Genomic DNA, 14,545 nt, shown 5'->3' with positions numbered 1-14,545 from the left:
CGGAATCCCCCACCGCGGGCGCCGAGCCTCCCGCCCTCCGACCACCCCGACCGACGTCACCGTTTCGCCCCCAGATCGACGGCACGTCCTACAGGTGATCACGGACTTCACCTACAGGGCGGAATCCAGGAGCCGCTCAAGGCGGATCTCCATGCCTCGCCGGTGCGACCGCCGCGACACGGTCCGTCCGCTTGAGGCCGCGCCGGCCCAGGCGCGGAATTGCTGCCGATAGTCGCGGGTCACGCCCCTCCTTCGGCCGTCGGTCGACGACCGCCGTGAGCAGTTGCGTGCTGCTCGCGCAGCCGGCCGTCCTTGCCCTTGACGCGTGCTGCGGAGGTGCCCCGGATGTGCGAGGTTTCCGGGGCAGCTGCCGCGTCCCTGCGCAGGGTCAGCCGGTGAAGGCCTCGATCAGAGTCCAGACGGCGAGGGCCGCCATGCACAGCGCTCCAAAGCGCTGCACGGTCTTGAGCGGGACACGCTGAGCGATGAACCTGCCCACCAGCAGTGCCAGAGCCGAGACGGACATCAGGGCGGCGGCGGAGCCGACAGCGGTCGGCAGCCAGCCGTTGGTGGCAGCGAGGTTGGCGGTGGTGATCTGGGTGAGATCACCCCACTCGCTGATGAAGACGGCCATGAAGGCGGTGGTGTAGACGGGCCAGAACCCGGTGACCGTGCGGGCGGCCCCGTCCTCGTCGTCATCGTCTCCGCCGCGCAGCAGGACGACGGCTCCGAACGCGAACAGGGCTGCGGAGACGAGTTTGACGGCCATGTCGGGCAGCAGGCCGAGGAGGCTTCCGGCACCCACCGCGATCGCGACGTGCACGATGAACGCAGTGGACGTGCCGAACCACACGTACAGCGGGCGCATGCGGGTGCCCATGGCCAGCGAGGCGAACATGGTCTTGTCGGGAAGTTCGGCGAGGAAGATCAGCCCGAAGGCGGTGATGATCGCCAGGGGGTCGAATGTCATTCCGGGACGGTGCTTTCTGCTGGGGCCGGGCCGCGGACTCGTACGGCACCCAGGCGGGCGACGGGAGGAACCCTTTCGGCCCGGCACGACGGAACCGCCCGCACGGTGTGCAGGCGGGCTCATGCCTTGGCCGAAGGTCTCGTCCGCCCCCGCACCATGTACGGCGGCCCGGTGGCCGGGACATCCTCGGACGTCCAGTGTGTCGACCAGCGGTTCTCGGGACTACTCCCCTTCGCGGCCCCCATGCTACACGGGCCGCCGCTTCCAGGAACTCCGTGGCCGGTATCACCGCTTCCCCATGGGGCGCCTGCTCCAGGCACACCACGTCAGGACGGCGCGCCCCTCCCGGGGTGGCGCGCCGCCTTGGCGTGGGCTCACCGGCACAGTGGCCCAGTCCCTTCCTCCGGGCTCAGTCGCCCGGAGGTCGCCCGGTGCCTTCCAGCGCCGGGGCCTGCGACCGCCGCCCGCACGCCATCGACGCGGTTCTTCAAGTCACGGGGGCATCAGGTGTTCACTCGCGTTCGCATGTCCGGCCTTCCCCTCACCTGTGGCTCCTCGATGGCCGAGACGCTCTTGAGCTTGAACGCTCGGGTTCACCGCACCGCGCCACCGGCGACGCCTGCGAGCGCGGGCAGGGATCAACCCTGGCAGCCGTCCTTGGCCGGCCGGGTGCCGTCTGTCGCGTCGGGGGTGAGTGAGGTCGCAGTGGAGCGCGCACCGACCGCGGGAGCGAGGAGGATCGCCACGGTGGTGAAGGCGAGGACGACGATCACGGCGGCGCGCAGGCCGTAGTGATCGCCGAGGAAACCGAGACTGGGCGGGCCGACGAGGAACGCGACGTAGCCGATCATCGCCACGAGGCTGACACGCGCGGTCGAGTCGGGTCCGGAATCGTCGGCTGCCGAAAGGGTGAGCGGGAAACCGAGTGAGGCTCCCAAGCCCCACGGGAGAACGGCCGCGTCGGCCAGGACGGCGGAGTCGGCGAAGACGACAAGGGCGATGCCGAGGCGCGCTGCCCCGGGCAACGCGCGAGAGTGGCCGAGGCGGTCGATGAGGAATCCGCCGACGAAACGGCCGACGGTCATGGCCGCGGCGAAGCCCGTGTAGACGGCTGACCCCACGGCGGGATCCATGTCGTGGCCGTCGACCATGAGCAGGGGCAGCCAGTCGTTTGCGGAGCCCTCCGCCAGCGCCATCGCCAGGATGACGCCTCCGATCAGCAGCAGCCTCCGCTCTTCCCAGAACTTCGCCTGCGCCGACGAGCCGGCGTCAGGCCGCACGTCGTGGTTCCGGCGTATCCCCACTGCCTTGGGGACCGTCCGTCCGGTGATCTGCTCGACGTCGGCGCCGTCGATGTTGATCGCAACCCGGGGCCGTCCCGAAACCCGCAGGCCGAACAGACCCGAGACGACGGGAAGGCCCGGCCGGGGCGAGTCCAGGTTGACCATGGCTCCGACGCGCGCCGCCGGCCAGAGGAACGCAGCATCCTTGGGACCGGTGGCCATGATGCGGTCGCCGGTGAACTCACAACCCAGTGCGTGCCTCAGCTCCTCCGTGGAGGCGACGTCGACGCCGACGGTGGCCGGGTCCTCCGCCGCCAGTCACCGCAGCAGGGCGCTGGACCGGTCCGCCTTGTGCGCGAAGTACACCCGCCCAGTGAGACGGTGGCGGCGGTATACGGCACGGAAGCGGGCGGCGTTCTCGGCCACGGCCTCGGGGATCAGCACGTTGAACGGCGACCCCAGCGTGTCGACGATCGAGTGCAGGAAGAGCCAATCCGTCAGCAAGCGGGCGAGCGGCGGTTCCGCCCCGGGCCTCACATACAAGGGTGCGTCCACGTGAGACCCCTCCCGGTGCCGGCCGACCGCCGAAACGACGATCGTTCGGGAGTAGTCGTTTCCAGGCACCCGCGTACTCCCGCCCCTAAGCGTCACTGGTCCGGTTCCTGGCGCGAAGTGCCGTGCTCAGGAAGGGCGGTGCTGCTGAGGATGCGGTTGAGCGCGCTGCCGGGACGGCTGGTGAGTTCCTCCCAGGTTCCCTCCTCCATGACGAGGCCGTCCTCCAGGACGGCGATGCGGTCGGCGCGGCGGATGGTGGCCGGGCGGTGGGCGATGAAGATCGTCGTGCGGCTCTCCTCCTGCAGCGCCGTGGCGAGTTCGGCATCGCCGGTGTTGTCCAGGTGGGCGGTGGACTCGTCGAGCACGAGGACGCGCGGTCCGGCCAGCAGCGCGCGGGCCAGGGCGATGCGGGCCCGCTGACCGCCGGAGAGCGTGGCGCCCCGCTCGCCGACGAGGGTGTCCAGGGGGGCGATCCGGTCGACGCCGCACAGCCGTGCCGCCTCGGCCAGCGCCCGGTCGTCGGCGTCGGGCGCGGCGAGCCGCAGGTTCTCGGCGAGGGTGCCGTGGAAGAGGGGGGTGTCCTGTCCCACCAGCACCACCGCACGCCGCAGTTCCGCGTCGCTCACCTCCCGCACGTCCACGGGATCGCCGTCGGCGGGCAGCAACTGGACCTCGCCGGCGGACGGGTCCCAGAAGCGGGCCAGTAGGTGGGCACAGGTGGACTTGCCGGCACCGGAGGCGCCGACGAGGGCGAGTGTCCGGCCGGGGTGGACAGTGAGGTCGACGCCGTCCAAGACGGAGCCGCCGCCGTAGTCGAATCTCACTCGATGCAGCCGGACGCCCAGTGGTCCGGGAGGCAGGGGGCGTGGTGCGGTGGGCGGCGGTGCCAGGGCCGGGGCCTTGACGGCCGCGTCGACCCGGGAGGCGGCGGCGCGCAGTGCCACGGCCTGGCTCAGAGCGCGGGCCGACTCCGCCACCGGGCCGAGAACGGACAGGGCCAGTGCCATCGCGGCGGGAGCCCAGGCGCCGTGCAACCGTCCGGAGGTCACGGACTGTGCCGCCGCGGCGACCACGCCGAGGACCGCGACCACGATGAGGAGGTCGCGGACGGCGGCGGCGACGGCCTCCCAGGTGGCCTCGGCGCGCTGGACGTCGCCCACCTGCCGCCCCCGCTCCGCCAGCTTGCGGCGGCGTCCGGCCAGAGCGCCGAAGGCGAGCAGTTCGCGCAGCCCGTCGACGGTCTCCACCGTGTCGGCCGACAGCGCGGCCACGGCCGTGCGGGTGCGGCCGCCGCGTGCCGTGCGCGCGCGGGCGTCGGCGAAGGGCGCCGCGGCGAGCAGGGCCGCGACCGGCAGGACAGCCACCAGCAGCCACGGCTCCACCAGGGCCAGAAGTACCGAGCCGCCGGTGAAGACCGTTCCTGCCGCGAGCAGTTGGGCGGTGGTGTGGGCGTAGAAGAACTCCAGCGCCTCTACGTCGGCCATGGCGGTGGCGGCGAGGTCGCCGCTGCGGCGGCCGGCAACCCGGGCGGGCGCGCTGCGGGCCAGTCCGTCGAAAACGCGGACCCGCAGTGCGGCCAGGACCCGGTAGGCGAGGTCGTGGGAGAGGTCCATCTCCCGCCAGGTCATCAGGGCGCGGGTCACGACGAGGGCGACGAGCGCGGTGACGGTGCCGGCCGTGGGGGCGCGCCCGTCGATGACGGCGGTGCCCACGGTGTGCGCGGCCAGGGTCAGCAGCGCGACGAGGGAGCCCTGTTCGAGGAGCGCGGCGGCACAGGTGCGGGCCGTCATGGCGCGGTGTGCCGCGAGGGCGGGCAGCAGGGCGCGCAGCGCGCCCCGCGCGGGGACGTCCGCCCCGGTGGCGGCGGGCCCGGTGACAATGCTCATGCGGCGAGTTCCTCTCGGTGGGCGCGGCCGGCCTCGACGAGCCGGGTGTAGACGCCGCCGGCCTCGACCAGGCCGGTGTGGTCGCCGACGGCGTCCACCCGTCCCGCGTCGAGGACGACGATCTGGTCGGCGTGCCGGACGGCGGCGAGCCGGTGGGCGACCACCAGTACGGTCCGCCCGCCGACCGCCTTCAGCAGCTCCCGGACGATGTCCGCCTCGCGTCGCTCGTCGACCGCGCTGGTGGCCTCGTCGAGAACGAGGACCGGGGCGTCGGACAGCAGGGCCCGGGCGAGGGCGAGCCGCTGTCGCTGGCCGCCGGAAAGCGTGGCGCCCCGTTCGCCGAGGACGGTGGCGTAGCCGTCCGGGAGGGCGGCGATCTCGTCGTGGATCCCGGCGGCGCGCGCCGCCCGGGTGAGCTCGTCGTCCGTGGCGCCGGGCCGGGCCAGACGCAGGTTGTCGGCGATGGTGGCGTGGAACAGGTACGTCTCCTGCGAGACCACGGCGATGCCCTGCCGCAGCGAGTCGAGCGCGCACTCGGTCGTGGGGCGCTCGTCGAGGGTGATCCGCCCTTCCTGCGGGTCGTGGTGGCGCAGGAGCAGGGCCAGCAGGGTCGACTTGCCCGCGCCGGACGGCCCGACGATCGCGGTGGTCCGCCCCGCTCGCGCGGTGAAGGAGACACCGTCCAGGGCGGGTGCGGGGGCACCGTCGTAGGTGAAGCGGACGTTGTGAAAACGGAGTTCGGGCGGAGCGTGCCAGTGCGCGGGCGCCGTTGCGGTGTCGGGGACCGCCGGCTCGGCCGTGCGCAGGGCCGCCAGCCCGTCGGCGGCCGACACCCCCAGGTATCCGGCGTGCCATTCCCGGGCGAGGTCGCGGACCGGGCGGAAGCACTCGGAGGCCAGCAGCAGCACCAGATAGGTGCCGGCCGCGGTGGTGGATCCGGTGAGGGCCGACCAGCACGCCAGGAGCGCGGCGGCGGCGGTGCCGCCCTGGATGGCGAGGTCGGTGATGCCGGTGTCGACCAGGGACACACGCAGTTTGGCGACGGTCGCGCGGTGCAGGGCCGCGGACCGCTCCTCCAGGCGTGCGCGGGTGCGGCCGACCGCGCCGGCGGCGCGCAGGGCGGGCATGCCCTGGAGGGCCTCCAGGTAGTCGGCGCCCAGTCCTTCGTAGGTGTCCCAGTGCTCCTTTCCGCGGGCGGCGAGGAGCCGGTCCCAGGCGCGCGGGCCCAGCAGGGCCAGCAGCAGGGCGGGGACGAGTCCGAGGAGGGCCCGGGGTTCGACCACGGCGAGGACGGCGAGGACCAGGGGTGGGACTGCGAGGGTGACCAGGAGCTGGGGCAGGTAGCGGGAGACGTAGGCGTCGACGCCCTCAACCCCCTCGACCAGGGTGGTGCGGACGGCTCCCGCCCGCGCGGTGGTCAGGTACGCGGGCCCCAGCCGGCCCAGGTGGGCGAGGAGTTCGTCGCGCAGTGCCACCCTGACCCGGGCCCCGGCGTGGGTGGCGGTGCGCCGCTGCCACAGGGCGAGCCCGGCGCGAGCGGCGACGACGGCGAGCACCGCGGCCAGCAGCCACGGGAGTTGTCCGGTGTCACCGCGGGCCAGGCCGGCGAGTGCGAGGGCCAGCAGCGCGGCCTGCGCCAGGTGCGTGAGGGTGACGGCTCCCTGCAAGAGGGTGGCCGCGAGCAGGGGGCGCCGTGCGCTCCTTGCGGCGCGGCGCAGCTCGGGGTGGACGATCATGTGGAGTTCTCCTCGTCGGCGTGGCGGGTGCCGAGGGCCAGGGCGTGGACGACCCAGTCACGGCCCGGCGCGGCGCCGAGGGCGGCGCCGAGATCCGCCTGCTGCCAGGAGCCGACGGGCCGGGCCGCCAGCCCGTGGCGCAGGGCTGTGACATGGGCGAGGTGGACGGCGAAGCCGGCTCGCAGGTGGGCGCGGCGGATGTGCGCGGTGCCGGCGTCCGCGGGGCAGCCGTGGGCGAGCAGTACGGCGCCGGCGTCCGCGAGCCACGCCTGGCCCGCCGCCCAGGCCGCGAGCGTCGGACGGGCATCGCCGGACGCGTAGCGCCGCAGGGTCGTGCCCTCGGGAGCCAGTTCCATGAGGCCGGGCCGAGGCGGTCCGACCGCGGCGCACCAGCGCAACAGGCCACTGCCCCCGGCTCGTTCGGCGGTGGCCAGGACTTCCCGCAGTGCATCGCGGGGTGGGAGGCCCGGCAACGGTGGTGGGGTACTGCGGCGCGCCAGCAGGTCGGCCGGGGCGGGCGGGTCCTCAGTCTCTGCCGGGCGCCTCGGGCTCCGCCCGTCGGGCGGTGGGATGCGTACGACGGCCAGGGGGTTCTCGGTGCGTCCGTCCATCCTTACGTCGGATTCGCCCGCGCCCAGGACGCGGGCCGCCAGGAGCAGCGCCGCGGCGGCGTGCCCGGTGTCCAGCAACAGGAGGGGCCAGGCCCGGTGGCCGTAGTGGGACACCGTGCGCTGTGCGGTGACGGTGAGTGCGGCGGTCACCCCTGGTGGCGTGCCGTCGCCGGGCGGGCCGACGTGGTGGACGCGGTGGCGCAGCGGGTCGTAGCCGTAGCGGCCGGGCGGCAGGGAGCAACCGGTGCCCACGACCAGTTCGGTGTCCACCGGGTGCAGCGCACCGGCGGAGGAGGTGGGCCTGAGGCGTCCGGAGGTGTCCGAGGCCGCGAGGGACAGACGCAACAGGGCCCGCAGGTCGAGGTCCGCGGGGCCGGCCTCCGGGAGCGGGCACGGCGGGCCCGCCCAGGCCCGGACGGGCGCTCCGGCGGGTGTTTCGGGGCCGGGGCGCTCCGGGGAGCGGGCGCGGGCGAGGGCGGCGCCGAGGTCCACCGGGCGGTCCTCGCGGAGGTGTTCCACGGCGGTCCTCACATGTGCGGCGGAGGCGCCAGCGTGAAGGTTTCCGGCGCGCTGGGCGCGGTCGTGCGCCATCCGCGCGCGACCGCGGCCTCGGCAAGGCGCGGGCAGCCGAAGTAGCCGAAGGCGGCGGGCGCGTTGGGCAGGAGTCCGGAGACGAGGACCCGGGCGACGCGCAGCGCGGTCTCCGCCACGTCCTCGGTGGTGAGGTCGAAGGTCATGACACGGTGACCGCCGCCGCGCAGCGTGCTCTCCAGCCGCTTCCGGCTGCCTGGCTCGACCTCTGCCACGGATACCGTCCCGAGCGCAGGCTCGGTGAACCTCCGGGCCTCGACCGCCATTCGCTCGTCCAGCCACACCTGCACGTGTGCTCCCAGGTCCCGCACGTGCTCGAACTGCTCGCCGCACACGTCGAGGTAACGGCCGTCGGCCCGGTGCTCCAGGTACAGCCCGCGAGCGAGCAGCCCGGCCTCGACGGCCTGGAACACCCAGCCGTCGGGGTCGGTCAGGCCCTGGGTGAAGACCCAGGTGTGGACGGCTTCCAGGACGGCCTTGCGGGCGGCTTCGGCCGGTTCGTACTTGCAGGCGAACCCGGCGGCGTACAGGCCGAGGCGCGGGTCGTGGACGAGCGCGGCCATGCAGGGGGCGAACTCCGAGTGCATTTCGACGATGTGGACGTCGAGCGCGGAGCCGGCGAGGTCGTCGGCGAGGCCGGGCACGCTCGCCGGGTCGATGCCCCGGGCCGGGCCGTCCAGGTGCCACCACAGTTCCAGGGCGTCGCGTTCGACGATCTCCAGCAGGCCGCGTTCAATTGCGTCGTCGAGGCCCTGTCCGGTGGCGATCCCGGCGTAGTTGAGGTGGTGGGTGCGGGGCAGCTCCCGCAGGTCACCCTGGCGCCAGTTGAGGTGGGTGAGCGAGACGGGTGCCCAGACCTCGGCGGCGGTCCCGTCGGGCAGTCGTTCGGTTCCCCGTGTCCACAGCACGGGGGTGTCGGCGGTGAGCGGGCGGTAGGGGAACTTTGCGCGGGCGTACTGCCAGGGTGCGTAGGCGGGCAGATCGGCCGGGCCGTACAGGCGCAGGCCCTTGTCCGCCAGTTCGGCGGCGGTGGCGCGCAGGGGTGCGTCCGGGTGGCCGGGCGGCGGCACACGGTTGCCGCAGTAGCGTTCCATCCCCTCGGCTATCGCGGCGACGCGGGCCTGCTCGGGGTCGCCGAAGGTGGTGCCGAGGGAGACCCGGTCGGCGGGCCACAGCCCGAGTCTGCGGGCGTCGGACATCTCGGCCGTGAGTGCGGTGTAGCGGGGCGGGGCGCCCACGGGGTGCTCGACGGGCTTGACCTTGCGGACGATTCCGCAGACGGGGTCGACGAGCGCTTCCAGCGGCAGAGCCGTCATCGCAGGATCTCCTCGGCAGGGTCGGTGGGGGCGGGACGGGACGGGAGGACGGGCAGGTTCAGCACCACGCTTTCCGGGTCGACCTCGCGCCGGGAGGCGAGCAGCTGTGCGGCCGTCATCGGGTCGTCCCCGGTGTGGGGGTTGCGGGCGTGGGCCGGGAAGTGGTGTCCGGCGATCTCCAGGCGCAGCCGGGTACCGGCCCGGAGCCGACGTGCGAGCCGGCCGAGGCCGACGGTGAACGCGGCTTCCCGGCCTGCCGGTTCGGCACGTCGTACGATGCCGACGGCGAGCCGCTCGGCGGTCCCGTCGGTTGGCAGCGCGACGAGCCGGGCTGCCCAGTCGGCGGACGGTGTGTGGGCGGTGGCCCGCAGCCGCACACTGACGGGGCCGACGAGGTCGAGCGGACGCGGCGACGGTGGTGTGACCAGCAGGCAGCGGTCGGGCGGGCCATCGGCGGGGACGGTCAGGTCGTCGGAGCGAACGGGCCGGGCGGGGTCGGCGGTGAAGGCGGAGCCGTGCAACAGGCGCGTGCGGTGGGCGCGCGGTTCTCCCTCGACGTTGGCGGGCAGCCATAGGCCGGCGCCGCCGAGCGCCAGTGCGCCGTGGTGGCCGGGGGCGAGGTCGCCGGTCAGGGCGCGGCGGGCCCAGCGTACGTACAGCTCGCCGAGGTTCAGCCGGTGGGCGGGTCCCGCGTCCGGCCCCGGGGCAGAGGTCAGAGGGTGCCCCCAGGGGCCGAGCAGCAGACGCGCCGAGGATCCGCCCCAGGCGCGCCACAGAGCGACGGTCTCCTCGGTGAAGTGGTCGTGGTGGCCGCCCACCGCGAGCAGGGGCGGCCCGGCGTGCGCCGCCCGCGCCACGAGGTGCCCGCGGTCGGGCCGGCGCCACAGCCCCGCCCACGAGGGCAGGGCGCGTCCCAGCCGCTCGGGCAGGGCGGTCAACGGCAGGTGGGCGAGCAGGCCGGGGTCCTCGGCGAGGGCCTTGTTCAGCGCACTTTCGTCGGAGTCGCGCCGGTCGCCGTGGGCGGCCCACCACCCGGCGCGGGAGAGCAGCCGTTCCACGCCGGACGCCTCGCGGGCTGTCTCCGCCAGGCCGAGGGCGGGCACGGCCGCGATGACGGCATCCGGCCGGGCGTCCCCGGGCGCGTCGAGGGCGAGGACGAGGGCGCAGTGGGCGGCGTAGGAGGCGCCGGCGGCCACCAGCCGCCCGTCGCTCCACGGCTGCCGCCGGATCCAGCGGACGGCCGCTGTTCCGTCCGCGGTCTCGTGCGCGTACGGGTGCCACTCCCCCGGCGACGCGAACCGCCCCCGCACGTCCTGGACGACGGCGGCGAACCCGCGGCGGGCCCAGCCACGCGCCTCGGCCTCGTGCCGGGTCCGGTCGTAGGGGGTGCGCAGCAGGACGGCCGGGAAGGGGCCGTCACCGGCCGGGAGCAGGACGTCGGTGGCCAGTTCCCCCACGGCCGTGCTGAACGCCGTCATCCTTCCTTCTTCGGCATCGGCGCGACGTCGGGCACCGGCAGCACGGGGTGCTCAGTGACGGTCAGCGTGCGCAGGTCCACCCGTCGCAGTCGGCGCCGCGCCGGGAGTCCCGCCGGGTCGCAGGCTCCGGTGGCCCACCGGCCGAGATCGTCCGCGAGCAGCGCCGCGAGCAGCATGGCGGCGGGCGCGGCAAGCCGGACCGGCGCGCCGGAGGTACGCGGTCCGCTCCAGTACGCGGCCAGTTCGCGGTGAGCGGGCGTGGCGGCGAGCCGGCGGGACCGGACGTGCGCCGAGGTGACGTCCCCGGGAGTGACGGTCACCGGCTCGACGTACGCCTGCCAGCCCTCGCGGTGGCAGCGCAGCCATGCGACACCGTGCTCCGGCAGCCGGTCGGCGGCGTCCCACAAGCCGTCCGGCACGGGTCCGTCCAGGCACCACACGACCGCGGAGGGGTTTCCGTCGAGCAGGTCCTCGATGCCCACCGGCGAGCTGCCGGAGGCGGTCACGGCCGGAGTCGTACGGGGCCGCGCGCCCAGGGCGGCCAGTTGTACGGCGAGCGGTTCGGTCAGTACCGGGTCGCCGAGGATCCTGACGTCCCGACGAGCGGCGGGCCACTCCTGGCCCAACGGCCCTTCCGCCAGATAACCGGCTTCTTCGAACGCCCGGACTACGCGATCCAGCCCCTCGTCCACCGGGGCTGTGGTTCCCCCGGTGAGCAGGGAGAGCAAGGCGTCCTCGTCCACGTCTCCTGTCCTGACACTCAAGAACTCCCCCGCGGGGGTGCGGACGGCAAGCCCTCGCCCGGGCACGGCGACGACCTCGACACCGGGGACGAGTCGGCTACGGGACACGGTGTTCCTCCTGTCGACGGGACCTGGGACGGGCGTGGGCCCGCCCGGAAGGCATCGGGCGGGCCCACGGTCGAGGGTGGCTGGGCCCTCGCTTACTCCTCGGTGTCCTCGAAGGGGTTCTCGACGAGCGCGTTGGAGTGAGAGGCCGAGTCGTGAGCCAGCTGACCCGGGTCGGCGATCGGCGCGAAGACCTGCTCGTTGTCCATGAACTCTCCTTCATCAGCAGGGAGATACGGCGTTCGGATGAGCGCCGCGGCCCAATCTAATGAATCTGATTTTCATATTCTAGAGCCGCGATGGGGTGATCTGGGTAACACACAGGCCACCCCCCTTCCGGATCCTCACCGACCCGGCCTGCCACCTGCAGCACCTCCGCCAGCAACCCCGGCGTGACGACCTGCTTCGGCGCTCCGTCGGCCACCACACGGCCCTCCCGCAGGGCGACGATCCGCTCGGCGAACCGGGCCGCGTGGGCCAGGTCGTGCAGCACCATCACCACCGTGAGCCCGCGTTCCTCGCGCAGACGCACCACGGTCTGCAGTACGTCGAGCTGGTGGTGCAGATCCAGGTACGTGGTCGGCTCGTCGAGCAGCAGGACCCGGGTGTCCTGAGCGAGCGCCATCGCGAGCCGGACGCGTTGCCGCTCGCCGCCGGACAGCGCGTCGACGTCACGTTCGGCCCACTCCTCCACCCCGACGTCGCGCAGCGCCCGGCGCACGACGGGGTCGTCGCCCTCGCGCAGCATGCCCAACGGGCCACGTGCCGCATACCGCCCCTGACGGACCAGGTGACGCACCGTCATGCCCGGCACGGCCGGAGCCGACTGGTGCAGCAAGGCCACCCTCCGGGCCGTGGCACGTCTGGAAAGCCGCGCCACATCGTCCTCGCCGAGCAGCACACGCCCTTCGTCGGGGTGCAGCAGCCCGGCGGCCAGCCGCAGCAGGGTCGACTTGCCGCAGCCGTTCAGGCCGATCAGTGCGGTCAGTTCGCCCGGCCGGACGGTCAGGTCGACGCCCCGCAGCACGGGCCGTCCGGGGTAGCCGAAGTGGACCCCCTCGACGTGGATCCCCACGGACTCGATCATGCTCTGTCCTCAATTCGACGTCAGAACGTACGGCTCGGCGTGCGGCGCACGACCAGCAGCAGCAGCGCGGCACCGAGGCAGGCGGTGAGCGCCCCGACCGGCAGCGTGAGCCGTCCGGAGTCCAGCGCCGTCGCCAGCAGCCGCGAGGACAACTGCGCCGCCGCGTCCGCCCCGCACACCACAACCGCTCCTGTCAGGGCGGCGCCGGGAAGGCTCCGGCGCAGGTCGGCGCCGAAGACGGCCACGGCCAGATGCGGGACGAGCAACCCGATGAAGCCCAGCGCGCCGACGGCAGCCACGGCGCCGGCGGTCAGGGCCACCGCGCACAGCAGGGCCAGGGTCCGGGCCCGGCGAGCGGAGAGACCGGCGGCGAGGGCGATGTCGTCCCCGCAACGCAGCAGGGTCAACGGCCCCGCCAGCAGCCAGGCAGCAACCCCCCAGACGAGCGCCCACGGCCACAGCAGGTGCCAGTGCTCCCACACCCGGCCCTCCGTGGTGCCCACCAGCCACTGCACGACGCTGCCGAGCTCACCCGGCTCCACCAGCAGGACCATGGCGGTGAGCCCGCCGAGCACCGCCGACACCAGCACCCCGTGCACGGCGGTCTGCGCGGGATCGCCGCGACCGCGGCCGGCGAGCAGCCACAGCAGCGCCGCTCCGGCACACCCGCCCGCGCACGCGGCGAGGACCACGGCCAGCGGCGAATCCCACCCGGCGAGCCCCAGCGCGGTCGCGGTGACCGCGCCGAGGACCGCCCCCGGGGTCACGCCCGTCACCTCCGGCCCGGCCAGGGGATTGCGCAGTGCGGACTGCAGGACCAACCCTGCCACGGCCAGACAGGCGCCCGCGCCGAGGGCAACCAGGAGCCTCGGCAGACGCAATTGGAACACTACGTGGCGCTCCGTCGCGTCACCGCCACCGTTGAGGACGTCCCAGACCGCCCCCGGGGACATGCCGCGCCCAGCCACCACCTCCACTGCGGCGCACACGACGGCCAGTGCCGCGAGGGCCGTGAAACGCCGGGTCACCGTACGTCCTCCGTTCTGGTCGTCCCGAGAGGCGGCGAAGTCGGACCTCCGGGCCCGGGTTCGCCCCGGTGAGCGTGATGCGATGCCCCGGCGGGAGGCACTTCGTCCGCCACACCCGAAGCCGTCTTCCGCGGCCCGGACAGCTGCTCGCGCACCCCGGCCGAGGCGGCCGGGGTGCTCTGGGCAGCCGCCCGGCGACGGCCACCCGACCGCATCAGCGCGACGCCGGCCGGCACCCCCAGCAGGGCCGTCCACGCGCCGGCAGGCGTCTCCACGGGTGCCAACGCCAGCCGGGCCGGGACATCGGCGACCACCACGACGACAGCGCCCCAGGCCGCGGACCAGGGGAGCCAGCGCACCGCTCCCGCCGCGGGAGCGAACCAGCGGCTCAGGTGAGGGGCGAGGAAACCCACCCAGGCGACGGGCCCGCACACGGCCGTCACCGGAGCGATCAGCACCACGGCGATGGCCAGCGCTGCCAGCCGGGCGCGCTGAGCTCGCACACCGAGCGCCTCCGCGTCCTCGTCGCCCAGCCGCAGCACGGACAGCACCGGCGCGCACAGCACGAGTGCGGGCACCGCGACGAGCAGCCACGGCCACAGGCCCGTCACGTCGCCCCACGTCCGGGCGGAGAGGGAACCGAGCAGGTAGCGGTAGATCAACTGGAGGTCCAACTGGTCGGCCATGACCATCAGCACGAGCAGCGCAGCCTGCAACGCGGCCGCCACCGCCGCGCCGGTCAGCAGCACGGCGGACGGACTTCGGCCGATCCCGGCGACAAGCAACGTGAGCCCGCCACCGAGGGCGGCCCCGCCGATGGCCAGCAGAGGCTGAACGACGGCAGGCAGCGAGAAGGCCAGCACCAGCGGCGCGGCCACCCCCAGCGCGGCCCCGGACGACACACCCAGCATCTCCGGCACCGCCAGCGGATTGCGCAGCGCCTCTTGGAGCACCAGTCCGGCCGCCCCCAGACAGGCACCGGCGACCAACGCCAGCAGCAGCCGGGGCACACGAAGTTCACTGACGACGATCCCGGCGAGGGTGGTGTCCCCCTCCAGCACAGCGGCGACCAGCCGGTGCGGGGGGACGTAGGGGGTGCCGAGGCTGAGCGCGCAGACCGAGGAGACGGCCAGCAACACGACCACCAGAAGCGGTT

At 74.1% G+C, this 14,545-nt stretch carries 11 protein-coding genes and 1 pseudogene; all 12 read right to left on the bottom strand.

Annotation, left to right across the window (positions count from 1 at the left end; genetic code table 11):
* Positions 1–388 precede the first annotated feature (388 nt).
* The 12 genes and pseudogenes from IE260_RS27340 to IE260_RS27285 all read right to left on the bottom strand — a co-directional run bounded on the left by IE260_RS27340 (position 389) and on the right by IE260_RS27285 (position 14,534).
* Entirely contained in the window at positions 389–970 is a 582-nt protein-coding gene (locus tag IE260_RS27340; protein ID WP_189876418.1) for a TMEM165/GDT1 family protein, read from the bottom strand.
* 638 nt (positions 971–1,608) lie between these two features.
* Positions 1,609–2,808, bottom strand: a pseudogene (locus IE260_RS43155) (MFS transporter).
* A 92-nt stretch (positions 2,809–2,900) separates the two neighbouring features.
* Positions 2,901–4,694: an ABC transporter ATP-binding protein gene (locus IE260_RS27325; RefSeq protein WP_189876416.1), complete on the bottom strand. Its 1,794-nt coding sequence runs from the start codon at positions 4,692–4,694 to the stop codon at positions 2,901–2,903.
* The gene (locus IE260_RS27320; protein WP_189876414.1) at positions 4,691–6,430 is read right to left on the bottom strand and encodes an ABC transporter ATP-binding protein/permease; all 1,740 of its coding nucleotides are present in this window, start codon (positions 6,428–6,430) and stop codon (positions 4,691–4,693) included. The genes IE260_RS27325 and IE260_RS27320 overlap by 4 nt, the downstream gene beginning before the upstream one ends.
* Entirely contained in the window at positions 6,427–7,560 is a 1,134-nt protein-coding gene (locus IE260_RS27315; protein WP_229881318.1) for a nitroreductase family protein, read from the bottom strand. The genes IE260_RS27320 and IE260_RS27315 overlap by 4 nt, the downstream gene beginning before the upstream one ends.
* An 8-nt stretch (positions 7,561–7,568) precedes the next feature.
* Positions 7,569–8,948, bottom strand: coding sequence for a YcaO-like family protein (locus IE260_RS27310; protein ID WP_189876412.1), 1,380 nt, complete (start codon positions 8,946–8,948; stop codon positions 7,569–7,571).
* Positions 8,945–10,426 (bottom strand): CocE/NonD family hydrolase, encoded by a 1,482-nt coding sequence (locus tag IE260_RS27305; RefSeq protein ID WP_189876410.1) that lies wholly within the window; start codon positions 10,424–10,426, stop codon positions 8,945–8,947. The genes IE260_RS27310 and IE260_RS27305 overlap by 4 nt, the downstream gene beginning before the upstream one ends.
* Entirely contained in the window at positions 10,423–11,277 is an 855-nt protein-coding gene (locus tag IE260_RS27300; RefSeq protein WP_189876408.1) for a hypothetical protein, read from the bottom strand. Before IE260_RS27300 ends, IE260_RS27305 begins: the two co-directional genes overlap by 4 nt.
* Before the next feature lie 92 nt (positions 11,278–11,369).
* Positions 11,370–11,483 carry a streptamidine family RiPP gene (amiA, locus tag IE260_RS42670; protein WP_241270818.1) on the bottom strand — a complete coding sequence of 38 codons (114 nt, stop codon included), beginning with the start codon at positions 11,481–11,483 and terminating at the stop codon, positions 11,370–11,372.
* A 56-nt stretch (positions 11,484–11,539) separates the two neighbouring features.
* Entirely contained in the window at positions 11,540–12,361 is an 822-nt protein-coding gene (locus IE260_RS27295; RefSeq protein WP_189876406.1) for an ABC transporter ATP-binding protein, read from the bottom strand.
* A 20-nt stretch (positions 12,362–12,381) separates the two neighbouring features.
* Positions 12,382–13,389, bottom strand: coding sequence for a FecCD family ABC transporter permease (locus IE260_RS27290; RefSeq protein WP_189876404.1), 1,008 nt, complete (start codon positions 13,387–13,389; stop codon positions 12,382–12,384).
* Positions 13,386–14,534, bottom strand: coding sequence for an iron ABC transporter permease (locus IE260_RS27285; protein WP_229881315.1), 1,149 nt, complete (start codon positions 14,532–14,534; stop codon positions 13,386–13,388). Before IE260_RS27285 ends, IE260_RS27290 begins: the two co-directional genes overlap by 4 nt.
* Positions 14,535–14,545 lie beyond the last annotated feature (11 nt).

Source organism: Streptomyces viridiviolaceus, assembly GCF_014650995.1.
Lineage (GTDB): Bacteria > Actinomycetota > Actinomycetes > Streptomycetales > Streptomycetaceae > Streptomyces > Streptomyces viridiviolaceus.
Note: the sequence above shows the minus strand (reverse complement) of the source record. Positions and strands in the feature narration are given on the sequence as shown.